General features: G+C 72.9%; 19 protein-coding genes. 6 read left to right on the top strand and 13 right to left on the bottom strand.

The features are described from left to right. The 3 genes from ABT160_RS37730 to ABT160_RS37740 all read right to left on the bottom strand — a co-directional run. Positions 1–771 (bottom strand): protein kinase (locus tag ABT160_RS37730; RefSeq protein ID WP_351652790.1); only part of this gene is annotated, 771 nt, incomplete at its 3' end. Between the two features lie 135 nt (positions 772–906). Then, the gene (locus tag ABT160_RS37735; protein WP_351652792.1) at positions 907–2,907 is read right to left on the bottom strand and encodes a serine/threonine-protein kinase; all 2,001 of its coding nucleotides are present in this window, start codon (positions 2,905–2,907) and stop codon (positions 907–909) included. A 509-nt stretch (positions 2,908–3,416) separates the two neighbouring features. Next, on the bottom strand, positions 3,417–5,123 hold the full coding sequence (locus ABT160_RS37740; protein ID WP_351652794.1) for a glycerol-3-phosphate dehydrogenase/oxidase: 1,707 nt from the start codon (positions 5,121–5,123) through the stop codon (positions 3,417–3,419). A 324-nt stretch (positions 5,124–5,447) separates the two neighbouring features. Between ABT160_RS37740 and ABT160_RS37745 the strand changes: the two genes are divergently transcribed. Both ABT160_RS37745 and ABT160_RS37750 read left to right on the top strand, forming a co-directional pair. Continuing rightward, complete coding sequence (locus ABT160_RS37745) at positions 5,448–6,689, top strand: nucleotide sugar dehydrogenase (RefSeq protein WP_351652796.1); 1,242 nt, start codon at positions 5,448–5,450, stop codon at positions 6,687–6,689. 179 nt (positions 6,690–6,868) lie between these two features. Then, the gene (locus tag ABT160_RS37750) at positions 6,869–7,393 is read left to right on the top strand and encodes a hypothetical protein (protein WP_351652798.1); all 525 of its coding nucleotides are present in this window, start codon (positions 6,869–6,871) and stop codon (positions 7,391–7,393) included. An 84-nt stretch (positions 7,394–7,477) separates the two neighbouring features. Here ABT160_RS37750 and ABT160_RS37755 read toward each other — a convergent pair whose 3' ends face one another. The 4 genes from ABT160_RS37755 to ABT160_RS37770 form a co-directional block, all read right to left on the bottom strand. After that, entirely contained in the window at positions 7,478–8,602 is a 1,125-nt protein-coding gene (locus tag ABT160_RS37755; RefSeq protein WP_351652800.1) for a GuaB3 family IMP dehydrogenase-related protein, read from the bottom strand. Between the two features lie 113 nt (positions 8,603–8,715). After that, the gene (gene guaB / locus ABT160_RS37760; protein ID WP_351652802.1) at positions 8,716–10,221 is read right to left on the bottom strand and encodes an IMP dehydrogenase; all 1,506 of its coding nucleotides are present in this window, start codon (positions 10,219–10,221) and stop codon (positions 8,716–8,718) included. A 172-nt stretch (positions 10,222–10,393) separates the two neighbouring features. Then, the gene (locus ABT160_RS37765) at positions 10,394–10,981 is read right to left on the bottom strand and encodes a sigma-70 family RNA polymerase sigma factor (protein WP_351652804.1); all 588 of its coding nucleotides are present in this window, start codon (positions 10,979–10,981) and stop codon (positions 10,394–10,396) included. Positions 10,982–11,273: 292 nt separating this feature from the next. Further along, complete coding sequence (locus tag ABT160_RS37770) at positions 11,274–11,885, bottom strand: response regulator transcription factor (protein ID WP_003948568.1); 612 nt, start codon at positions 11,883–11,885, stop codon at positions 11,274–11,276. A gap of 434 nt (positions 11,886–12,319) precedes the next feature. On the opposite strand from ABT160_RS37770, the gene ABT160_RS37775 reads away from it, so the two are divergent. Further along, positions 12,320–12,646 (top strand): WhiB family transcriptional regulator, encoded by a 327-nt coding sequence (locus tag ABT160_RS37775; RefSeq protein ID WP_351652806.1) that lies wholly within the window; start codon positions 12,320–12,322, stop codon positions 12,644–12,646. Between the two features lie 84 nt (positions 12,647–12,730). On the opposite strand, the gene ABT160_RS37780 is transcribed toward ABT160_RS37775, so the two are convergent. After that, positions 12,731–13,621, bottom strand: a complete 891-nt coding sequence (locus tag ABT160_RS37780) for a LysR family transcriptional regulator (protein WP_351652808.1) — start codon at positions 13,619–13,621, stop codon at positions 12,731–12,733. 88 nt (positions 13,622–13,709) lie between these two features. Here ABT160_RS37780 and ABT160_RS37785 point away from each other — a divergent pair, with 88 nt between their 5' ends. Together ABT160_RS37785 and ABT160_RS37790 are read left to right on the top strand one after the other, a co-directional pair. Then, positions 13,710–14,390: an MOSC domain-containing protein gene (locus ABT160_RS37785; protein ID WP_351652810.1), complete on the top strand. Its 681-nt coding sequence runs from the start codon at positions 13,710–13,712 to the stop codon at positions 14,388–14,390. A gap of 112 nt (positions 14,391–14,502) precedes the next feature. Continuing rightward, positions 14,503–15,276 carry an SDR family NAD(P)-dependent oxidoreductase gene (locus tag ABT160_RS37790; RefSeq protein WP_351652812.1) on the top strand — a complete coding sequence of 258 codons (774 nt, stop codon included), beginning with the start codon at positions 14,503–14,505 and terminating at the stop codon, positions 15,274–15,276. A gap of 83 nt (positions 15,277–15,359) precedes the next feature. Here the strand turns inward: ABT160_RS37790 and groL are convergent, their stop codons facing one another. From groL to ABT160_RS37810, 4 genes are all read right to left on the bottom strand, one after another. Then, positions 15,360–16,982, bottom strand: a complete 1,623-nt coding sequence (gene groL / locus ABT160_RS37795; RefSeq protein WP_351652814.1) for a chaperonin GroEL — start codon at positions 16,980–16,982, stop codon at positions 15,360–15,362. A gap of 141 nt (positions 16,983–17,123) precedes the next feature. After that, complete coding sequence (gene groES, locus ABT160_RS37800) at positions 17,124–17,432, bottom strand: co-chaperone GroES (RefSeq protein WP_039652762.1); 309 nt, start codon at positions 17,430–17,432, stop codon at positions 17,124–17,126. A 257-nt stretch (positions 17,433–17,689) separates the two neighbouring features. After that, positions 17,690–18,511: a polysaccharide deacetylase family protein gene (locus tag ABT160_RS37805; protein WP_351652816.1), complete on the bottom strand. Its 822-nt coding sequence runs from the start codon at positions 18,509–18,511 to the stop codon at positions 17,690–17,692. Beyond that, complete coding sequence (locus ABT160_RS37810; protein ID WP_351652818.1) at positions 18,508–19,422, bottom strand: polysaccharide deacetylase family protein; 915 nt, start codon at positions 19,420–19,422, stop codon at positions 18,508–18,510. Before ABT160_RS37810 ends, ABT160_RS37805 begins: the two co-directional genes overlap by 4 nt. A gap of 82 nt (positions 19,423–19,504) precedes the next feature. Between ABT160_RS37810 and ABT160_RS37815 the strand changes: the two genes are divergently transcribed. Beyond that, positions 19,505–20,686 (top strand): THUMP-like domain-containing protein, encoded by a 1,182-nt coding sequence (locus tag ABT160_RS37815; RefSeq protein WP_351652820.1) that lies wholly within the window; start codon positions 19,505–19,507, stop codon positions 20,684–20,686. A gap of 213 nt (positions 20,687–20,899) precedes the next feature. Here the strand turns inward: ABT160_RS37815 and ABT160_RS37820 are convergent, their stop codons facing one another. After that, on the bottom strand, positions 20,900–22,153 hold the full coding sequence (locus tag ABT160_RS37820) for an RNA polymerase sigma factor (protein WP_351652822.1): 1,254 nt from the start codon (positions 22,151–22,153) through the stop codon (positions 20,900–20,902). Positions 22,154–22,168 lie beyond the last annotated feature (15 nt).

Genomic DNA, 22,168 nt, shown 5'->3' on the forward strand with positions numbered 1-22,168 from the left:
GGCACCCGGGGCCGCCGTGCCGCCCGCCCTGCCCTCCGGGGACACCCGCGCCACCCGCGCCGGGTACGCGGGCGGGGCGGCCCGCTCGGGCTCCCGCGGGGCCCCCGGGGCGTGCTCGGGCAGCTCGTAGCCGGGGCGGACCGGGGCGGGCGGCTCCTCGTCGGGCACCGGCACCGGCGCGTACCCGCACAGCGCCTCCTCGGCGGCGCCGGCCGCCAGGCCGGTGAGCACGATGCGGCCGTCGTCGCAGACCAGGACGGTGCGGACGGTGATGTTGCGGTGGGTCCAGCCGTGCGCGTGCAGGGCGCGCAGGGCGGTGAGGACGTCGGAGGCGACCTCGGCGGCGCGGTAGGGGCTCAGCGGCTTCTCGGCCAGCAGGGCCGCCAGGGGCCGGGCCGCGACGAGCTCACTCACTATCCACAGCGACCCGGCCTCGGCGAAGACGTCGAAGACCTGGTCAAGGCGCGGGTGGTCGGGGATCTGGGCGGCGGCCTGGGCGGCCTCCATGGCGCGGCGCACCGCCGGGTCCGTGGGCCGCCGGGTGGTGCGCCCCGAGGGGCGTCCGGGCGCGCGGCGCGGCACCTGGGTGCCGTACCCGTCGGGCTCGACGACCTCGGCGTCCACGACCTCCGGCAACGGCACCTGACGGACCAGGACCTCCTGGCCGCTGTAGGTGTCGAAGGCACGCGTCTCGACGAGTTCGTACTCGTCGGAGGGCGGCAACGGCAGGCGGTAGCGGTCGGCGAGCACCCTTCCCGCATAGTCGTCCACGACGCCTCCCCACGAGCGCGCTGTCCCCCCGGCCTCACGACCTACACGAAACCGTCAAATCCGGTCACTGCCCTCGCAGTTACCAGCTCTTTCCGGCTGCGTACGGTCCACGGGCTCTCACGATACGTGGCGTGCTCAGTCCTTGGGGCTGAACGTGTCGAACGCGGTCTTGCGCAGCGTCGCGCACTCGGCCCCGTCCCAGTCGGCCGCCTTGCACGTGATCATGATCGCGTAGCCGTGCCCGGCGTCCACCTTGAAGCCCCGGTTGAGCACCCGCACCCGCTGGCCGCCCTGGTCGCGCTCGAACTGCCAGTCGGCGACGGTCGGGTAACCCTTGTACGAGACCGTGGCTATGCCCAGGTGCTTGTACTTGCCCATCGAGCCCCGCACCGCGCCGGACAGCTGGTTCCAGGCCTTGGCGGCGTCATCGGTGGGGCGGGAGTTGAAGTCGACCTGTATGCGCGGGAATCCCCCGTCGCGGCTGAATATCGCCCCGGAGTCGGCCCCGGCCGTGCCGGTCTGCTTGAAGCCCGCGGGCATGGCCATCGTGAAGTGGAACCGGCCGTTGGTCTGCTGCGCGTACCCGGCGGGCAGTCCCGCGCCCTGCGGCGGCGGGCTGCTCTTCGCCGGGTCGGAGGGCTGCTGCCCGGTGCTGCCGCCCTGGCCGGAGCCGGGGGTGGTGCCGCTCCCCTGCCCCTTGCCGTCGCCGGACGGGGCGGGGGCCGACGGGGAGGAGCCCGCCCCGGCCTTGCCCTTGCCGCCCTTGTCCTCGTCGCCGCCGCTCAGCGCGAAGGCCAGCACGGTGCCGAGCACGGCCAGCACCGCGACGACCGCGATCACCACGAGCGTGCGGCGCGGCACCACGTCGGTGAGCGGCGCCCGCACCCGGGAGGGGCCGACGGGCCCGCGGGCCGGGGCGGGCCGCGCGGGCTCGGTCCTGGCGTTGCGCACGGAGCGCAGCGCGCCGCGCATCCGGTCCGCCGCCGCGTCCGCCACGGGCTTGCCCGCAGGCCGCGCCGGGGCGGCCGGCTCCGGCGGCACGGGCGGCATCTCCACCACGCGGGTGGCCTCGGGCGAGGGCTCCGGCACGGCGGGCTCCTCGGGCGCGTGGATCACCCGGTTGAGCAGCGCCCGGGCCCCGGCGTCGTCGAGCCGGCGGGCCGGGTCCTTCTCCAGGAAGCCGTAGATCACGTCGGCCAGCGGCCCGGCGTTCTTCGGCGGGTCCACCTGCTCGGTCATCACGGCGGTCAGCGTGGCGATGGCCGAGCCCTTGTCGTACGGCGGGCAGCCCTCCACGCTCGCGTACAGCAGGCCGCCCAGCGACCACATGTCGGCCGCGGGCCCCGGCTTGTGGCCGCGGGCGCGCTCGGGGGAGATGTACGAGGGGGCGCCGACCAGCATGCCCGTGGAGGTGATCGAGGGGTCGCCCTCGACCTGGGCGATGCCGAAGTCGGTGAGGACGACCCGGCCGTCCTCGGCGATCAGCACGTTGGACGGCTTCACGTCGCGGTGCAGGATGCCCTCGCGGTGCGCGGCGCGCAGCACGTCGAGGATGGCGAGCCCGACCTCGGCGGCCCGACGCGGCGTCAGGACGCCGTCCTCGCGCACCGCGTCGGCCAGTGACTTGCCCTCGACCAGCTCCATCACGATCCACGGGCGGTCGTCCTCGTCGACCACGTCGTACACCGTCACCGCGCCGTTGTTGCGGATCCGGGCGATCGCCTTGGCCTCGCGCAGGGTCCGCGTGATCAGCCGGCGCTTCTCCTCCTCGTCGATGGCCCCGGGGAAGCGCAGCTCCTTGACGGCCACGGTGCGCCCGAGGGTCTCGTCGACGGCCCGCCACACGGTGCCCATGCCGCCGCGCCCGAGGACGCCGCCGAGCCGGTAGCGCCCGGCGAGCAGCCGCCCCTCGGGGGACCCGGAGTCCCCGGCGGCCTTCCCGGACCCCGCGGAGCCCGTGTCGGCGGACGCCCCGGCGGCGGCCCCGGCCGAGCCCGCGGCCCCTGAGCCGCCCCGCTCCCCGGTCCGCGCCGCGGGCACCCGCTCGGCGCCCGCGCCCCGGTCCACGGTCTCCGGCCCGTCGTCCTCCGGCCGAGGTTCCCGTGTCGTGTCCCGCGACTGCTCCGCTTCCGACATGCGTCCCCTCTGCGATCCCTGATCTTCGCCCGCGCCCGCCGCTCGCGCGCGATGGCGGTAACGCGCCCTGGAAGAGCGACCATTGTCCCTCACTCCGGGACCAGCACTTCTCCCGGGTCCACGCTGCGGACCGACCCCGCCGGGCCCGGCCGCCGCCGTACTCCCGGGCCCGCCCGGGCGGCACCCGGCCAACTGGGCCATCCTTTCAGGGAACCGGACGGTAACCGGAGCGGGGATCCGGCCCCTCGCCCCACCGGGCATCCGGGACGAACCACCGGGTTCGGGGCATCACCCCCGCACCTGTCTCCCCGTCACTCCCGCCCCACTGGTACCGGAGTGGGACGATCCGACGGCTTCCGTCACCCACCCGGCCCCGCCCGGACCGCCTCCGGCCGCCTCACGCACTCCCCTCCCGGACCGCCTCCGGCCGCCTCCGCACTCCCCGTCCGGCGGACCGCCCCGGACCGCCCGGACCGCCCGGACCGGACCTCGGACCGGGGCCGTCCCGACTAGATCGGAACGATGTCCGGCGCACCCAGCCGCGCGGCGTCCGCCGTCAGGTCGTCGGGCTGCCGCTGCGACTCCCGCTCGGCCTCCACCCGCTTCTCGTAGTGCTCCACCTCCTTGTCGATCTGCTCCTGGTCCCAGCCGAGGACCGGTGCCATCAGCTCCGCGCACTCCCGGGCGCTGCGGGTGCCCCGGTCGAAGGTCTCGATGGAGATCCGGGTCCGACGGGTCATCACGTCGTCGAGGTGGCGGGCCCCTTCGTGCGAGGCGGCGTAGACCACCTCGGCCCGCAGGTAGTCGTCGGCCCCGGTCAGCGGCTCGCCCAGCTTCGGGTCGGCCGCGATCAGCTCCAGGACCTCCTCCAGGAGCGATCCGTACCGGTTCAGCAGGTGCTCCACCCGCACCACGTGCAGCCCGGTGCGCGCCGCGATCCTCGCGCGCGCGTTCCACAGCGCCCGGTACCCCTCCGCGCCGACCAGCGGCACGTCCTCGGTGACGCACGCGGCGACCCGCTGGTCCAGCGCGTGCACCACCTCGTCCACGGCGTCCTTCGCCATCACCCGGTACGTCGTGTACTTGCCGCCGGCCACCACCACGAGCCCCGGCACCGGATGGGCCACGGTGTGCTCCCGGGAGAGCTTGCTGGTGGCGTCCGACTCACCGGCCAGCAGCGGCCGCAGGCCCGCGTAGACCCCCTGGACGTCATCGCGCGAAAGGGGTACCGAGAGCACCGAGTTGACGTGGTCGAGGAGGTAGTCGATGTCGGCGCTGGACGCGGCCGGGTGCGCCTTGTCCAGGTCCCAGTCGGTGTCGGTGGTGCCCACGATCCAGTGCCGCCCCCAGGGGATGACGAAGAGCACGGACTTCTCGGTGCGCAGGATCAGGCCGGTGGTGGAGTGGATGCGGTCCTTGGGCACCACCAGGTGGATGCCCTTGGAGGCGCGCACGTGGAACTGGCCGCGCTCGCCGATCAGGGCCTGGGTGTCGTCCGTCCACACCCCGGTCGCGTTGACCACCTGGCGGGCCCGGATCTCGTACTCCCCGCCGGCCTCCACGTCCTCCACCCGCGCCCCGACGACCCGCTCGCCCTCGCGCAGGAAGCCGACCACCCGGGCGCGGGAGGCCACCTGCGCGCCGTACCCCGCGGCCGTGCGCACCAGCGCCGCCACGTACCGCGCGTCGTCCATCTGGGCGTCGTAGTACTGCAACGCGCCCACCAGGGCGTCCTTCTTGAGGCAGGGGGCCACCCGCAGGGCGCGGCGGCGGGAGAGGTGGCGGTGGACCGGAAGGCCGCGGCCGTGCCCGGAGGAGACCGACATCGCGTCGTACAGCGCGACGCCCGAGCCCGCGTACCACCGCTCCCAGCCCTTGTGCTGGAGCGGGTAGAGGAACGGGACGGGCTTGACCAGGTGCGGCGCCAGGCGCTCCAGGAGCAGGCCGCGCTCCTTGAGGGCCTCGCGCACCAGGGCGAAGTCCAGCATCTCCAGGTAGCGCAGGCCACCGTGGATGAGCTTGCTGGAGCGGCTCGACGTGCCCGAGGCCCAGTCGCGCGCCTCGACGAGCCCGGTGGAGAGCCCGCGCGTGGCCGCGTCGAGCGCCGTGCCCGCGCCGACCACGCCCGCGCCGACGACCAGCACGTCCAGCTCGCGCTCGGCCATCGCCGCGAGCGCCTCGGCCCGCTCCGCGGGTCCCAGTACCGCTGCCTTCACCGCTGCCTCCCGTCGCGCTTCCCCCGAGTGCCCCCGTGTCCGGGGTCACACATTCGATTCTGTCCGCACTCGACGACTTCAGCCACCGCCTGTGGATAACTCCACCCGGCGTGCGGGTGACGCCCGTGGACCCCGCCTACCCGGTGCGGCCCGCCCGCACGCTCCGGCCTGCCGAAACCCGCGAAACACGCACGATCCGGCAATACGCCCCAATCCCGCGTATCGGTCATATTTACGCCTAGTCTGACATTGCGCCCGCCCATTCCGACCACCGGGCTTGCGCTCCTCGTTCCCTCCGGCTACTGGGAAGGACGGCCCACCGCCATGCCCGCAGACCTCGCCGTCATCGGCCTCGGCCACCTCGGACTCCCCCTCGCCCAGGCCGCCACAGCCGCCGGCATCCAGACCGTCGGCTACGACACCGACCCGCGCCCGGTCGCCGAACTCGCCGCCGGACGCACCCCCGTCGACGGCTCGCTCACCGCGTCCGAGATCCGCCGGATGCTCTCGGGGGGCTTCCGGCCCAGCACCAACCCCGCCGAACTCGGCCGGGTGCGCACCGCCGTCATCTGCGCCCCCACCCCGCTCGGCGCCGACGGCGCCCTCGACCTCACCGCCGTCACCGACGCCGCCCGCGCCCTCGCCGCCCGGCTGCGCCCGCACACCACGGTGATCCTGGAGTCCTCCGGGTACCCCGGCACCACCGAGGACGTCCTGCGCCCCCTGCTCGAAGAGGGCTCGGGCCTGCGCGCCGGACGGGACTTCCACCTCGCCTGCTCGCCCGGCCGCCTCGACCCCGGCAACCGCGCCCACGGCTACGCGACCACCCCCCGGGTCATCGGCGGCCTCACCCCCGCCTGCACCGAGTCCGCGGCCGCCTTCTACGGGCGGCTCACCGACAAGGTCGTACGCGCCCGCGGCACCCGCGAGGCCGAGATGACCAAGGTCCTGGAGACCAACTTCCGGCACGTCAACATCGCCCTGGTCAACGAGATGGCGGTGCTCTGCCACGAACTCGGCGTCGACCTCTGGGACGTCATCCGCTGTGCCGAGACCAAGCCCTTCGGCTTCCAGGCCTTCCGCCCGGGACCCGGAGTCGGCGGCCACGGCGTCCCCCTGGACACCATCGGCCGGCACCGCCCGCTGCGCATGGTCGAACTGGCCGAGCAGGTCAACGGACGCATGCCGCAGTACGTGATCCAGCGCTGCGCCACCCTCCTCAACGAGCACGGGAAGTCCGCCCGCGGCGCCCGCGTGCTCCTGCTCGGCGTCACCTACAAGGCCGACCTGGCCGACCTGGAGCGCTCCCCCGCCGCCGAGCTCGCCGCCCGGCTGATGGACCTGGGCGCGGCCGTCAGCTACCACGACCCGCACGTCCCGGACTGGCACGTGCGCGACCGGCCGGTGCCCCGCGCGGACTCGCTGTACGAAGCCGCGGCGCACGCCGACCTGACCGTCCTGCTCCAGCACCACCGCACGTACGACCTGCAGGGACTCGCGGTCAAGGCCCAGCTGCTGCTGGACACCCGCGGCGCCACCCCGGCGGGCGCCGCCCACCGCCTCTGACCCCGCCGGGGCGCCGCGCGCGGCGCCCCGGGGCCACCCCCAAGATCACCAGTGCGAACGCGTTGTACGAATGTCAGTCCGGCCTGTTAGCCTCCGGCGTCGCACTCGCGTTTGTTTATCCCGCGCTTATCCGCACGCCCCGGCGTGCGCGCGCTCGGTCCCAGGGGGGTCCTCCAGCCATGTCCCAGTCCGTACCGCCGCCCGGCAACCCGTTCGCCAACGCCGACGGGGCCCAGCCCCAGGGCGACCAGCAGCCCGGCGCCTTCGGCGGCCCCTTCACCCCGCCGCCCGCCGCACCGGTGCGGAACAACGTGGGCCTGGGCCTGGTCGCGGCCCTGGTGGCCGCCCTGGTCGCCGCGGGTGTCTACGGCGGCATCGCCGGCGCCATCGAGCGCGAGATCGGCTGGGCCGCGATCGGCGTCGGCTTCCTCACCGGCCTGGCCGCGGGCAAGGCCGGCGGCCGCAACCCCGTCCTGCCGGTGGTCGCCGCCGCCCTGTCCCTGGGCGCCGTCTACCTGGGCCAGCTGCTGGCCATCGCGATCATCGTGGCCAAGGAGCTGGACGTCTCCGCGACGGACATGTTCCTCAAGCACTTCGACCTGCTCACCCGCGCCTGGAGCGAGAGCAAGGACGTCATGACGTTCCTGTTCTTCGCGCTCGCCGCCTTCGCGGCCTTCTCGGCCGCCCGCAAGGCCTCCGCGTAGCACGCACGGCAGACAGCAGGCGTACGTACGCCAAGGGGCCCGGCACCTTCGTGGTGCCGGGCCCCTGTGCGTACGCGTGGAGCGTCAGCGGCGGTGCTGCGAGTCCGCGACCGTCACCTCGACGCGCTGGAACTCCTTGAGCTCGCTGTAGCCCGTGGTGGCCATCGCGCGGCGCAGGGCGCCGAAGAAGTTCATCGAGCCGTCCGGCGAGTGCGAGGGACCCGACAGGATCTCCTCGGTCGTGCCGACGATGCCCAGGTCCACCAGCTTGCCGCGCGGCACGTCCTCGTGGACGGCCTCCATGCCCCAGTGGTGGCCCTTGCCCGGCGCGTCCGTGGCACGGGCCAGCGGGGAGCCGATCATCACGGCGTCCGCGCCGCAGGCGATGGCCTTGGGCAGGTCGCCGGACCAGCCCACGCCGCCGTCCGCGATCACGTGCACGTACCGGCCGCCGGACTCGTCCATGTAGTCCCGGCGCGCGGCGGCCACGTCGGCCACGGCGGTCGCCATCGGGACCTGGATGCCCAGCACGTTGCGGGTGGTGTGCGCGGCGCCGCCGCCGAAGCCCACCAGGACGCCCGCGGCGCCGGTGCGCATCAGGTGCAGGGCCGCCGTGTAGGTGGCGCAGCCGCCCACGATGACCGGGACGTCCAGCTCGTAGATGAACTGCTTCAGGTTCAGCGGCTCGGCCGCGCCCGAGACGTGCTCGGCCGACACCGTCGTACCGCGGATCACGAAGATGTCCACGCCCGCGTCGACGACGGCCTTGGAGAACTGGGCGGTGCGCTGCGGGGAGAGCGCGGCGGCGGTGACCACGCCCGAGTCGCGCACCTCCTTGATGCGCTGCCCGATCAGCTCCTCCTTGATCGGGGCCGCGTAGATCTCCTGCAGACGGCGGGTGGCGGCCTCGGCGGGCAGCTCGGCGATCTCGTCGAGCAGCGGCTGCGGGTCCTCGTAGCGGGTCCACAGGCCCTCGAGGTTGAGCACGCCCAGGCCGCCCAGCTCGCCGATGCGGATGGCGGTCTGCGGCGAGACGACCGAGTCCATGGGCGCGGCCAGGAACGGGAGCTCGAAGCGGTAGGCGTCGATCTGCCAGGCGATCGAGACCTCCTTCGGGTCCCGGGTGCGCCGGCTCGGTACGACGGCGATGTCGTCGAACGCGTACGCCCTGCGGCCGCGCTTGCCGCGCCCGATCTCGATCTCAGTCACGATGTGTGGCCTTTCCCTCTACGTCTGCGCCTACCAGTATCGCCGACACGCGCGGAAGGGGCGGCCCCGGGGAACCGGGGCCGCCCCTTGCGAGGTGGCGCGGGGTGCGCGGACTACTTCCTGCTGTAGTTCGGCGCCTCGACGGTCATCTGGATGTCGTGCGGGTGGCTCTCCTTCAGGCCCGCCGAGGTGATCCGGACGAACCGGCCGTTGGCCTGGAGGTCGGGGACGGTGCGGCCGCCGACGTAGAACATCGACTGGCGCAGTCCGCCGACCAGCTGGTGGACCACCGCGGAGAGCGGGCCCCGGTAGGGCACCTGGCCCTCGATGCCCTCGGGGACCAGCTTCTCGTCGGAGGCGACGCCCTCCTGGAAGTAGCGGTCCTTGGAGAAGGAGCGCTGGTCGCCGCGGGACTGCATGGCGCCGAGCGAGCCCATGCCGCGGTACGACTTGAACTGCTTGCCGTTGATGAACAGCAGCTCGCCCGGGGACTCCTCGCAGCCCGCGAGCAGCGAGCCGAGCATCACGGTGTCGGCACCGGCCACCAGGGCCTTGGCGATGTCGCCGGAGTACTGCAGGCCGCCGTCGCCGATGACCGGGACGCCCGCGGCCTTGGCGGCGAGCGAGGCCTCGTAGATCGCGGTGACCTGCGGGACGCCGATGCCGGCGACGACGCGGGTGGTGCAGATGGAGCCGGGGCCGACGCCGACCTTGATGCCGTCCACGCCCGCGTCGATCAGGGCCTGCGCCCCGTCGCGGGTGGCGATGTTGCCGCCGATGACGTCGACGCCCGAGGCGTTCGACTTGATCTTGGCGACCATGTCGCCGACCAGCCGGGAGTGGCCGTGCGCGGTGTCGACGACGATGAAGTCGACGCCCGCCTCGATCAGCGCCTGGGCGCGCTCGTAGGCGTCGCCCGCGACGCCGACGGCGGCGCCGACCAGCAGCCGGCCGTCCTTGTCCTTGGCGGCGTTGGGGTACTTCTCCGCCTTGACGAAGTCCTTGACCGTGATCAGGCCCTTGAGCAGGCCCGCGTCGTCGACCAGCGGAAGCTTCTCGATCTTGTGGCGGCGCAGCAGCTCCATGGCGTCCACGCCGGAGATGCCGACCTTGCCGGTGACCAGCGGCATCGGCGTCATGACCTCGCGCACCTGGCGGCTGCGGTCGGACTCGAACGCCATGTCGCGGTTGGTGACGATGCCGAGCAGCTTGCCCGCCGGGTCGGTGACCGGGACGCCGCTGATGCGGAACTTGGCGCAGATCGCGTCGGCCTCGGCCAGCGTGGCGTCCGGGTGGACCGTGATCGGGTCGGTCACCATGCCGGACTCGGAGCGCTTGACCAGGTCGACCTGGTTGGCCTGGTCGGCGATCGACAGGTTGCGGTGCAGCACGCCGACGCCGCCCTGGCGGGCCATGGCGATGGCCATGCGCGACTCGGTGACCTTGTCCATCGCGGCGGAGAGCAGCGGGATGTTCACCCGCACGTTCTTCGAGATCAGCGAAGAGGTGTCGATCTGGTCGGGCGCCATGTCCGACGCGCCGGGCAGCAGCAGCACGTCGTCGTAGGTCAGCCCGAGTGTCGCGAATTTCTCGGGCACTCCGTCGACGTTGGCAGTCATGACACCTTCCCCAAATGGCCTTGATCGGTGCGGATGTCCATGCTAACGGGCTACAGGCGTGTCTCATTCCACGACCAAGATCACCCGAAAGGTTTGTACGTTCGTACGTCCGCCCGGACCAGGCGGTTCACCGGCCCGACGGGACGGCGCGCGGCCGCCCGGCGGGGCCGCACTACTGTTCGGCCAGGGCGCGCAGCCGGCTGAGCGCCCGGTGCTGGGCCACCCGGACAGCGCCCGGCGACATCCCCAGCATCTGTCCGGTCTCCTCGGCCGTGAGGCCCACGGCCACCCGCAGGACCAGCAGCTCGCGCTGGTTCTCCGGAAGGTTGGCCAGGAGCTTCTTGGCCCACTCGGCGTCGTCGCTCAGCAGCGCCCGCTCCTCGGGACCCAGCGAGTCGTCGGGCCGCTCGGGCATCTCGTCGGACGGGACGGCCGTCGAGCCCGGGTGCCGCATGGCGGCCCGCTGCAGGTCGGCGACCTTGTGTCCGGCGATGGCGAAGACGAAGGCCTCGAAGGGGCGGCCGGTGTCCTTGTAGCGCGGCAGCGCCATCAGGACGGCGACGCAGACCTCCTGGGCCAGGTCCTCCACGAAGTGGCGGGCGTCACCGGGCAGCCGGTTCAGCCGGGTGCGGCAGTAGCGCAGCGCGAGCGGGTGGACGTGGGCGAGCAGGTCGTGCGTGGCCTGCTCGTCGCCCTCGACCGCACGGTGGACGAGTGCCCCGATGGCCCCCTGGGCGGCCGCAGCCTCGTCGTCACGCATCGGTCCATGGTGCCTGGGCGAACGCCGATCCGCGGCATCGCCTCCGTAGTTGTGCACTGAAGCGTTATGAGCAGGTGCGCCGGAACTCATCTCCTCCTGCGCCCTCCCCTCCCGCTCGACCGACTCGTCCCCGAGGAACTCCACACCTTCAAGGATGCGGCATCCCGCGCGAAAGAAACACAAGCTGCCGTCACGGCGGCGGAACGAGCCCCGCCGCGGCGGTGGCGGAGGCCCCCGTCCGGGCCCGCGCCGCCCCGTCCGCCGACGGCGGACGGGGAACCGACGGTCACGCTCAGCGCACCAGGCCCCAGCGGAAGCCGAGCGCCACCGCGTGCGCGCGGTCCGAGGCGCCGAGCTTCTTGAACAGGCGCCTGGCGTGCGTCTTCACCGTGTCCTCGGACAGGAAGAGCTCCCGGCCGATCTCGGCGTTGGACCGCCCGTGGCTCATGCCTTCGAGCACCTGGATCTCACGCGCGGTGAGCGTGGGGGCGGCCCCCATCTCGGCCGAGCGCAGCCGGCGCGGGGCCAGTCGCCAGGTCGGGTCGGCCAGCGCCTGGGTCACCGTGGCCCGCAGTTCGGCGCGCGAGGCGTCCTTGTGCAGGTAGCCGCGGGCCCCGGCGGCGACGGCGAGCGCCACCCCGTCCAGGTCCTCGGCCACGGTGAGCATGATGATCCGGGCGCCGGGGTCGGCGGACAGCAGTCGGCGGACGGTCTCCACGCCGCCCAGACCGGGCATGCGTACGTCCATCAGAATCAGGTCCGAGCGGTCCGCGCCCCAGCGGCGGAGGACTTCCTCGCCGTTGGCCGCGGTGGTCACGCGCTCGACGCCGGGTACGGTCGCGACCGCGCGGCGCAGCGCCTCTCGGGCAAGCGGGGAGTCGTCGCAGACGAGGACGGATGTCATGACTGACCTCCGCGGCTCTCGCAGCTCATGCGCGTCACCTTGAGCCTCCAGGCTGGGTACGTATTCACCTGTGCGGTTGACGCCCTCGGACACCTGCCCGAGCGCTCGTGTTTCAACCGCCTCCGCACTCTCAACGACGGTCACCCGAAAGAGTTACGGGTCCGACGGCCACCTTCGACACTCTACGTGAGGGCGCGTGCGCGGAGGAGAGCGCCGCAGGTCATCCGTCCTTCACGTGGTGCTATGCCCCATTTAGCGGCTTTTCTTCCCTTTTGCTGGTGTCTGTGACTAGATTCGCAATGAGTCATATTTACATCTACTAAGACAGTAGTTGTACGTTCATGGCTCCAGCGGAACATCCGAACCGACCAGCGAACCGACCACTGGACCACCACCGGACCACCCGAACCACCGGTCTCAAGGGGACAAGCGCAATGGCAGATTTCTCCCGCCTTCCCGGACCCAACGCCGATCTGTGGGACTGGCAGCTCCTCGCGGCGTGCCGCGGGGTCGACAGCTCGCTCTTCTTCCACCCGGAGGGAGAGCGCGGCGCGGCAAGGAGTGCGCGCGAGAACTCGGCGAAGGAGGTCTGCATGCGGTGCCCCGTGCGGGCCCAGTGCGCCGCTCACGCGCTGGCCGTACGGGAGCCCTACGGCGTGTGGGGCGGCCTCACCGAGGACGAACGCGAAGAGCTGATGGGCCGCGCCAGGAACCGCCTGGTCACGGCCGCGGCCCCGACGACGACAGGAGCACGGGCGTAACCCTTTGACCACCTGAAGGAACGTTTCTGCAACCGCCGCCCGGGTGATCCCTGCCCGGGCGTCGGCGTGCGGAGGGCCGGACGGCTACCCGCGCGCGCGGGCCAGGTGGTCCAGGGTCGCCGCCACCGCCGGCACCTGCGCCAGGTCGGGCAGCGTGAGGGCGACGATCTCGCGCTCCACCGCGGGCTCCACGACCACCGTGCGCACGCCCTTGGGCCGTACGGACTCGATCGCCAGCTCCGGCAGCACCGCCACCCCCAGACCGGCCCCGACCAGGCCCACCACGGCCGGGTAGTCGTCGGTGGCGAAGTCGATCCGGGGCGTGAAGCCCTCGTTCTCGCAGACCTCCACCAGCTGGCGGCGGCAGCGGGGGCAGCCGGCGATCCAGGACTCCTCGGCCAGGTCGCCGATCGCGACGCGCTCCTCGGCGGCCAGCCGGTGCCCCTGGGGGACCAGGCCCACCAGGCGGTCGGTGAGCAGCGGGCGGACCACCAGGTCGTCCCACTCGGCGCCGTTGGCCCCGTCGTAGCGGAAGGCGAGCGTGACGTCGCAGTCGCCCTCGCGCAGCATGTCCACCGACCGCGGCGGCTCCGCCTCGACCAGCGACACCCGGGTGCCGGGGTGGGCGGCGCGCAGGGCGGCCAGGGCGGTGGGCACCAGGGTGGAGGAGCCGCTCGGGAAGGACACCAGCCGCACCCGGCCGGCCCGCAGGCCCGCGATGGCCGCGATCTCCTCCTCGGCGGCGGTCAGCCCGGCCAGGATGCCCGCCGCGTGCCGCACCAGCACCTCGCCGGCCTGGGTGAGCCGCATCTCACGGCCCGTGCGGATCAGCAGCGGCGTCCCCGCGGAGGCCTCCAGGGCCTTCATCTGCTGGCTGACGGCGGGCTGGGTGCACCCCAGCTCGCGGGCCGCGGCCGAGAAGGAACCGGTGGCGGCGACGGCGCGCAGGACACGGAGATGACGGGCTTCGATCACCCCTCGAATATAAGCCACTCTTGGAGGTGCGGCGAATTTTGCGGAAACAGCTTTGAGGGCTGTCGGTGGCACGGGCTAGCGTGGGGCCATGAAGCTTCTGACCGTGAACGCCGGGCGGCCCGCGCCCGTCGAGTACACCGGCCACCCCGACGGCGTCACCGGCATCGACAAGCAGCCGGTCGAGGGCCCCGTGCGGGTCGTCGAGCCGGGCCCGTTCGGGCAGGGCGGCAGCGGCGTCGCCGGGGACGCCGTCTGCGAGCTGAGGTTCCACGGCGGGACGCACCAGGCGGTGTACGCGTTCGCGCGCGAGGAGCTCGACCACTGGGAGCGCGAGCTGGGCCGGCCGCTGCCCAACGGCGCCTTCGGCGAGAACCTCACCACCCTCGGCCTCGACGTGGACGGCGCGCTGATCGGCGAGCGCTGGCGGATCGGTCCCGACCTGGTCCTCGAGGTCACCTCGGGGCGCATACCCTGCCGCACCTTCGCCGGGCACCTGGGCGAGCGCGGCAACTGGATGAAGCGGTTCACCACGCACGGGGCCAGCGGCGCCTACCTGCGGGTCGTCGAGCCGGGCGAGATCCGGGCGGGCGACCCGGTCGAGGTGGTGCACCGGCCGGACCACGACGTGACGGTCGGCGTGGCGTTCCGGGCCGCGACGACGGAACTCGGCCTGCTGGCCCGGGTCCTGACGGCGGGCGACGCCCTCAACCCCGTACTGCGCGAGAAGGCCGAGGAGTACCTGGCCAAGTACGGCTCCGGGGCGGCGTAGGGAGCACGGCCCCGGGGCGCGAAGGGGGCCGAACCGGTCAAGTCGCCCCGCACGGAAGGTGGCTGACAGGGCGGTACGGCGCCCCGCCGCGCGGGGCACTAACGTGCCGCGTATGACGACTGCACTGATTACGGGCGCCACGGCGGGCATCGGCGCCGCCTTCGCGCGTCGGCTGGCCGCGGACGGCCACGACGTGGTGTTGGTGGCCCGCGACGTGAAGCGGCTGAGCGAGCAGGCGACCGAGCTGCACGACCGGCACGGGGTGGAGGCCGAGGTCCTGTCGGCCGACCTGTCCGCCGAGGAGGGCATCGCGGCCGTCGAGGCGCGGCTGTCCGACCCCAGGCAGCCGGTCGACCTGCTCATCAACAACGCCGGGTTCGGCAACAAGGGCCGGTTCCTGGACGTGTCCATGGCCGACGAGCTGACGATGCTGAAGGTGCACTGCGAGGCGGTGCTGCGGCTGACCTCGGCGGCGTCCGCGTCGATGCGCGAGCGGGGCCGGGGCGGCGTGGTGAACGTGGCCTCGGTGGCCGCCTTCGTGCCGCGCGGCACCTACGGCGCGTCCAAGGCCTGGGTCGTGCAGTTCACCCAGGGCGCGGCCCGCGACCTGGCGGGCAGCGGGGTGCGGCTGATGGCCCTGTGCCCCGGTTTCGTACGGACGGAGTTCCACGAGCGGGCCGGGATGGGCACGGACAACATCCCCGGCTGGATGTGGCTGGACGCCGACAAGCTGGTCTCGGAGGCGCTGGCCGACCTGGCGCGCGGCAAGTCCCTGTCGGTGCCCGACCCGCGCTACAAGGCGCTGATGGGCGTGGTGAAGTTGGCGCCGCGCGGGCTGCTGGGCGGGTTCAGCTCCCGGGCCGGGCGCAAGTACGGCCCCCAGTAGGCCGTACGCCGAGAACGGGCGAGGCCCGGTGCCCCCGCGACGGGGGCACCGGGCCTCGTGGCGTCAGTGCGCCTGGCTACGCGTCAGTGCGAGTGACCGTGGCCGTGGCCCGCGTCCGCCGGCTCCTCTTCCTTCTTCTCGACGACCAGGGTCTCGGTCGTGAGCAGCAGGGAGGCGATGGAGGCGGCGTTCTCCAGGGCGGAGCGCGTGACCTTGACCGGGTCGATGACGCCGGCCTTGATCAGGTCGCCGTACTCGCCGGTCGCGGCGTTGAAGCCCTGGCCCTTGTCCAGCTCCGCCACCTTGGCGGTGATGACGTAGCCCTCGAGGCCGGCGTTCTCGGCGATCCAGCGCAGCGGCTCGACGGCGGCGCGGCGGACCACGGCGACACCGGTGGCCTCGTCGCCGGTCTTGTCGAGGTTGCCCTCGAGGACCTTGACGGCGTGCACCAGGGCGGAGCCACCACCGGAGACGATGCCCTCCTCGACCGCGGCGCGGGTCGCGGAGATGGCGTCCTCCAGACGGTGCTTCTTCTCCTTCAGCTCCACCTCGGTGGCGGCGCCGACCTTGATCACGCACACGCCGCCGGCCAGCTTCGCGAGGCGCTCCTGGAGCTTCTCGCGGTCCCAGTCGGAGTCCGTGGCCTCGATCTCGGCCTTGATCTGGGCGACGCGGCCCACGACGTCCTCGGAGTTGCCGCCACCGTCGACGATGGTGGTGTCGTCCTTGGAGACCGTCACGCGGCGGGCGGTGCCCAGCACGTCCAGGCCGGCCTGGTCGAGCTTGAGGCCGACCTCCTCGGCGATGACGGTGGCACCGGTGAGGGTGGCCATGTCCTGCAGCATCGCCTTGCGGCGGTCGCCGAAGCCGGGGGCCTTGACCGCGACGGCGTTGAACGTGCCGCGGATCTTGTTGACGACCAGGGTCGACAGGGCCTCGCCCTCGACGTCCTCGGCGATGATCAGCAGCGGCTTGGAGCCACCGGCCTGGATGACCTTCTCCAGCAGCGGCAGCAGGTCCTGGATCGCGCCGATCTTGCCCTGGTGGATCAGGATGTACGGGTCGTCGAGGACGGCCTCCATGCGCTCCTGGTCGGTCACCATGTACGGGGACAGGTAGCCCTTGTCGAAGGCCATGCCCTCGGTGAAGTCGAGCTCCAGGCCGAAGGTGTTGGACTCCTCGACGGTGATGACACCGTCCTTGCCGACCTTGTCCATGGCCTCGGCGATGAGCTCGCCGACCTGCTGGTCCTGGGCGGACAGCGCGGCCACGGCGGCGATGTCGGACTTCTCGTCGATCGGGCGCGCGGTGGCGAGGAGGTCCTCGGAGACGGCCTTGACGGCGGCGTCGATGCCCTTCTTCAGGGAGGCCGGGGAGGCACCCGCGGCGACGTTGCGCAGGCCTTCGCGGACCAGGGCCTGGGCCAGGACGGTGGCGGTGGTGGTGCCGTCACCGGCGACGTCGTTGGTCTTGGTGGCCACCTCCTTCACCAGCTGGGCGCCCAGGTTCTCGTACGGGTCCTCGATCTCGACCTCGCGGGCGATCGTGACACCGTCGTTGGTGATGGTGGGGGCGCCGAACTTCTTGTCGATGACGACGTTGCGGCCCTTGGGGCCGATCGTCACCTTGACCGTGTCGGCAAGCTTGTTGACGCCGCGCTCGAGGGCGCGACGGGCGTCCTCGTCGAACTTCAGGATCTTCGCCATGGGGCTGAGTCAGTCCTCTCGATTGCGATCCTCGGCCGCGACTGCGGCCGCCCATCGCCGGTGAAACGAACCGCGCCCCTCGCACCCGGCATTCTCAGCGGGGGCCAGGGGCGCGGCTCAAAGCATTCTGCTTCGGGTGAATTACTTCTCGATGATCGCGAGCACGTCGCGAGCCGAGAGGACGAGGTACTCCTCGCCGTTGTACTTCACCTCGGTGCCGCCGTACTTGCTGTACAGCACGACATCGCCGACCTTGACGTCGAGCGGAAGGCGCTCGCCGTTCTCGAAGCGGCCCGGGCCCACGGCGAGGACGGCGCCCTCCTGGGGCTTCTCCTTCGCGGTGTCCGGGATGACCAGGCCGGAGGCCGTGGTCTGCTCGGCGTCGAGCGGCTGGACCACGATGCGGTCCTCGAGCGGCTTGATGGCAACCTTGGAGCTGGCGGTCGTCACGATCCGACCTCCCCCTTCGGAGATCTCACGGGGTTAACTGTCTGGGTGGCGACCAGGTCGATCCGTCGTCGCGGGTGCCGGACCTGCCCGTCGCGCTATTGGCACTCTCCAGTGGTGAGTGCCAGGCCCGAGACTATGTCCGCGATTAGCACTCGGTCAAGCGGAGTGCCAATTCACCGCCCCGTGGCGTGACGTCCTCGACCGTTCCTCCGGCGCGCCGGGCTCCCGCGCAGCTCAGAGGTGCTGCCCAGGGCGGCTCAGAGATAGTCCTCCAGGCGCGCCACCGCGAAGCCCTGCTCCTGGATGCGGCGCAGCATGCGCGTGGTCATCTGCGGCAGCGTGCTGCCCTTGAGCTCGTCCGGCCCCCGGAAGTGCGCCAGCACGATGTCGCCGGGGCGCAGCCCCTCCCCGTCCGCGTACCGCAGGTCGTGGATCTGCATCGCCGCCCGCCACAGCACCACCCGCTCCACCCCGCAGGAGCGCGCCGCGGCCAGTGTCGTGGCGTCGTACGCGCCGTAGGGCGGCCGGAACAGCCGGGGCCGGGCGCCGAAGCGGGCCGCCAGGCGGTCCTGCTGGCCGCAGATCTCCGCGCGCTGGTCCGCGTACGACAGTCCGGGCAGGTGGCGGTGGCCCACCGTGTGGTTCTGCACGCTCGCCCCGCCGGACCGGCGCAGCGCGTCGAAGTGTCCGTAGCCGGGCGCGGCCACGCTGTCGGTGAGGAACATGCTGATCGGCAGGCGAAGCTCGCCGACCATCCGCGCGAAGGCCGGGTCCCGCTCGGCGCCGTCGTCGTAGGTCACGAAGACGACCCGGTCGCGGGTGGGCACCCGGTCCACCACGTACGGCAGCCCGGCCGCCCGGCGCGCGGGCGGTGGCGCGGCCAGCGGGGCCGCGAGCCCCCAGGTGCGGTACGCGGCGGCGGCCACGGGCGGCCCCGCCCCGGGCCGCACCTGGCGGACCTTCTGCGCGGCCTTGCGCCCCAGCCGCTCGATCGGGTCGACCGGGGCGGCGCACCCGGCGGAGGCGAGGAGCACTCCGGCCGCCAGGGCACCGGCGAGCAGCCGGGGCGCGCGTCTCATACGTAGTCCTCCAGGCGGGCCACCGCGTAGCCCTTGTCGGTGATCGTCTTCATCACCCGGCGGATCATGTCGGGCATGGTGCCCTTCCAGTCGCCGGGGCCGCGGAAGTGGGTGAGCACGATGTCGCCGGGGTGCAGGTCACGGTCCCACTCGCGCCACTCCATGTGGTCGGGGAACGCCTCCGCGGCCCACAGGGGCACGGCCTTGACCCCGCACGACTTGGCGGCGCGCAGGGTGTCCTGGTTGTAGTTGCCGTAGGGCGGGCGGAAGAGCGGGGGCCGCTTGCCGTACCGCTTCTCGATGTTGGCCTGCTGGTCGCAGATCTCGTGCTTCTGCGCGGTGTAGGACAGGCCGGGCATGTAGCGGTGGTTGAGGGTGTGGTTGTGCAGGGCCACGCCCCGGTCCCGCATCCGCTTGAAGTAGTCGTAGTCCTCCTTGACCAGGTAGTCGCTGAGGAACGCGCTGTACGGGATGCCCAGTTCGGTCATCATCGTCAGCAGCTCGGGGTCCTTCTCGGCGCCGTCGTCGATGGTCAGGAAGACCACGCGGTCCTTGGTGGGGACGGTCGTGAAGACCGGCGGGAGGCTGTCGTCGCCGACCTCGAAGCCCTTGCGGAAGGTGATCTTCGGCTTGACCGCGGGCGGCGGGGGCGCGGCCAGCGGGGTCCTGGCCAGGCCCCACTTCTTCGCGGCGAGCGCGCGGGCGGCCTGGGCGCGCCTGACCTTCTCGACGTACGAGGTGAGGGCGCCGGCCCCGCCGGCGGCCTGCGGCGGCTGTCCGGCGGCGGGCTTCGCGGGCTCCTTGCCGTCCCCGGCGGAGCAGCCCGCGCCCAGGGCCGCGGCGAGCAGCACGACCAGCACGATCGACACCCGCCTTGTGACCTTTTTTTCCTTTTGTCGTACTAGCATCATGGCGTCGGATCCTTTCAGCGCGGACCCCCGACGACCGGGCGACACCGCCGCCCGACGCGCACCATCCCCCGGCTGGCCCACAATGGACCGGGTGAACGACCTCGACGCCTTCCGCTCCCTGCTCACCGAGGAGGGCCAGGCCCTGCTCGCCAGGCTGCGCGACCACGACCCCGCCCAGGAACTCGCCCTCGCCTCCCGGCTGCGCCGCGAGCACCCCGCGGAACTGGTGTCGGCGGCCCTCGGACAGGCCCGGCTGCGCCAGCGCGCGGTGGCCAAGTTCGGCGCCGAGGACGCGTACCGCATGTACTTCACGCCCGGCGGCGTCGAGCAGTCCACCCGGGCGACCGTCGGCACCTACCGGGCCCGCCGCTTCGCCGCCCTCGGCGTCACCTCGGTGGCCGACCTGTGCGGCGGCATCGGGGGCGACGCGATCGCCCTGGCCCGCGCGGGCATCCGGGTCCTCGCCGTCGACCGGGACGAGCTCACCGCCGAGGCCGCCCGCGCCAACGCCGCCGCGCTGGGCCTGGCCGACCTGATCGAGGTCCGGTGCGCCGACGTCACCGAGGTCGACACGGCCGGCTACGACGCGGTCTTCGTGGACCCCGCGCGGCGGGGCGGCCGGGGCCGCATCTTCGACCCCGAGGCCTACTCGCCGCCGCTGTCCTGGGCGGTCGGCGCGGCCCTGAGGGCGCCGCGCGCGGCGCTGAAGATCGCGCCGGGGATCCCGCACGAGACGGTGCCGGAACAGGCCGAGGCCGAGTGGATCTCGGACGGCGGGGACGTGAAGGAGGCGGTGCTGTGGTTCGGCACGGAGCCGGGCGCGGTCCGGGCCACCCTGCTGCCCGCCGGCACCACGCTCACCTCCCGCGGCCTGCCCGACCCGGCGGTCCGCCCGGTGGGCCGCTACCTCTACGAACCGGACGGCGCGGTGATCCGGGCGCACCTGGTGGCGGAGGTGGCCGAGGAGCTGGACGGCGGGCTGGTCGACGAGACGATCGCGTACGTGACGTCGGACGAGCTGCGCCCGACGCCGTACGCGACGGCGTACGAGATCACCGACCGGCTGCCGTTCAACCTCAAGAAGCTGAAGGCGCTGCTGCGCGAGCGGGAGGTCGGCACGCTGACGGTGAAGAAGCGCGGCTCGGCGGTGGAGCCTGAGGAACTGCGCCGCAAGATCAAACCGAAGGGCCCGAACGCGGCGACGGTGTTCCTCACGCGGGTGGCGGGGGCGCCGACGATGTTGGTGGGGGGACCGGTGCGGTGAGGGGTGTCGGGTGGTCGGGTGACGGCTGGCAGCTGTCGGGTGCCAGCTGGCGGATGACAGGTGACCGATGACAGCGGTCGGGTGTCAGCTGTCGGGTGACGGATGACAGCTGACACCTGACGGACGACCGATGACAGCTGACCGATGACGGACGGTGAAATCTGTCAGCTGATATCGGTCGGCTGACGGCTGTCAGCTGCCGAATGTCGGCTGTCAGCCGTCAGCCGGCAGGCTGCCGAGTGCTCGGGCGCGGGCGGTCAGGAGGGCGCGTTCGCGGGCGTTGGCGGTGAGGGTGGCGGCCCGTTCGAAGGACTCGCGTGCCTCGTCCGTGCGCCCGAGCCGCAGCAGCAGGTCGCCGCGCACGCTGGGCAGCAAGTGGTAGTCCTTCAGGGCCGGTTCGGCGCCCAGCGCGTCGACGAGTTCCAGGGCGGCCCCGGGCCCCTCGGAGTGAGCGACCGCGACCGCCCGGTTGAGCTCGACCACGGGGGACGGCGCGAGGGCCGCGAGCCGGTCGTAGAGCGCGGTGATGGTCTTCCAGTCGGTGTCGGCGTACGTCACCGCCCGCGCGTGGCACGCCGCGATGGCGGCCTGGAGCGCGTACGGCCCCTCCCCCGCCCGCTGGAGCGCCGCGAAGCCGCGCCGGACCAGCGGGAGGCTCCAGCGTCCGCGGTTCTGGTCGGCGAGCAGCACCGGCTCCCCGTCCGGGCCGGTGCGCGCCGCGGTGCGGGACGCCTGGATCTCCAGGAGCGCCGCGAGGCCGTGCACCTCCGGCTCGTGGGGCATGAGGCCCTGGAGGACCCGGACCAGGCGCAGGGCGTCCTCGCAGAGTGCGGGGCGCAGCAGGTCGTCGCCGGAGGTGGCGGAGTAGCCCTCGTTGAAGACGAGGTAGATGACTTCGAGCACGGAGGAGAGCCGGGCGGCGCGGTCCGCGCCGTAGGGGACGGCGAAGTCGACGCCTTCGCGGGCGAGGGTGCGCTTGGCGCGGGTGACGCGCTGGGCGACGGTGGGCTCGGGGACGAGGAAGGCGCGGGCGATCTCGGCGGTGGTGAGCCCGCCGAGCATGCGCAGGGTGAGGGCGATGCGCGCGTCGGCGGAGAGGACGGGGTGGCAGGCGGTGAAGACGAGCCGGAGGAGGTCGTCGTCGATGTCGCCGGGCCCGGAGGGTTCGGGGTCGTGGGTCTCCTCGGTGAGGTCGCGGCCCAGTTCGGCGAGTTTGCGGGCGTACGTCTCGCGGCGGCGGACGAGGTCGACGGCGCGGTGCTTGGCGGTGGCGGTGAGCCAGGCGCCGGGGTTGTCGGGGACGCCGTCGCGGGGCCACTGCTCCAGGGCGGCGACCAGGGCGTCCTGGGCGATCTCCTCGGCGAGGCCCACGTCCCGTACGATCCGGGCGGCCGCGGCGATGACGCGCGGGTACTCCAGGCGGAAGACGGTCTCGACGGCGTGCGGGGCGGCGTGCGGGGCGGTCACGGGTACCCATCAGAG

Source organism: Streptomyces sp. NPDC001941 (genome assembly GCF_040296945.1).
GTDB lineage: Bacteria > Actinomycetota > Actinomycetes > Streptomycetales > Streptomycetaceae > Streptomyces.

Bases quoted from the DNA above. Each gene is read 5' to 3' on its own strand.
- ABT160_RS37735 (WP_351652792.1), bottom strand. From the start codon at position 2,907: ATGTCGGAAGCGGAGCAGTCGCGGGACACGACACGGGAACCTCGGCCG.
- ABT160_RS37745 (WP_351652796.1), top strand. From the start codon at position 5,448: ATGCCCGCAGACCTCGCCGTCATCGGCCTCGGCCACCTCGGACTCCCC.
- ABT160_RS37750 (WP_351652798.1), top strand. From the start codon at position 6,869: ATGTCCCAGTCCGTACCGCCGCCCGGCAACCCGTTCGCCAACGCCGAC.
- guaB (WP_351652802.1), bottom strand. From the start codon at position 10,221: ATGACTGCCAACGTCGACGGAGTGCCCGAGAAATTCGCGACACTCGGG.
- ABT160_RS37765 (WP_351652804.1), bottom strand. From the start codon at position 10,981: ATGCGTGACGACGAGGCTGCGGCCGCCCAGGGGGCCATCGGGGCACTC.
- ABT160_RS37770 (WP_003948568.1), bottom strand. From the start codon at position 11,885: ATGACATCCGTCCTCGTCTGCGACGACTCCCCGCTTGCCCGAGAGGCG.
- ABT160_RS37775 (WP_351652806.1), top strand. From the start codon at position 12,320: ATGGCAGATTTCTCCCGCCTTCCCGGACCCAACGCCGATCTGTGGGAC.
- ABT160_RS37785 (WP_351652810.1), top strand. From the start codon at position 13,710: ATGAAGCTTCTGACCGTGAACGCCGGGCGGCCCGCGCCCGTCGAGTAC.
- ABT160_RS37790 (WP_351652812.1), top strand. From the start codon at position 14,503: ATGACGACTGCACTGATTACGGGCGCCACGGCGGGCATCGGCGCCGCC.
- groL (WP_351652814.1), bottom strand. From the start codon at position 16,982: ATGGCGAAGATCCTGAAGTTCGACGAGGACGCCCGTCGCGCCCTCGAG.
- ABT160_RS37805 (WP_351652816.1), bottom strand. From the start codon at position 18,511: ATGAGACGCGCGCCCCGGCTGCTCGCCGGTGCCCTGGCGGCCGGAGTG.
- ABT160_RS37810 (WP_351652818.1), bottom strand. From the start codon at position 19,422: ATGATGCTAGTACGACAAAAGGAAAAAAAGGTCACAAGGCGGGTGTCG.
- ABT160_RS37815 (WP_351652820.1), top strand. From the start codon at position 19,505: ATGGACCGGGTGAACGACCTCGACGCCTTCCGCTCCCTGCTCACCGAG.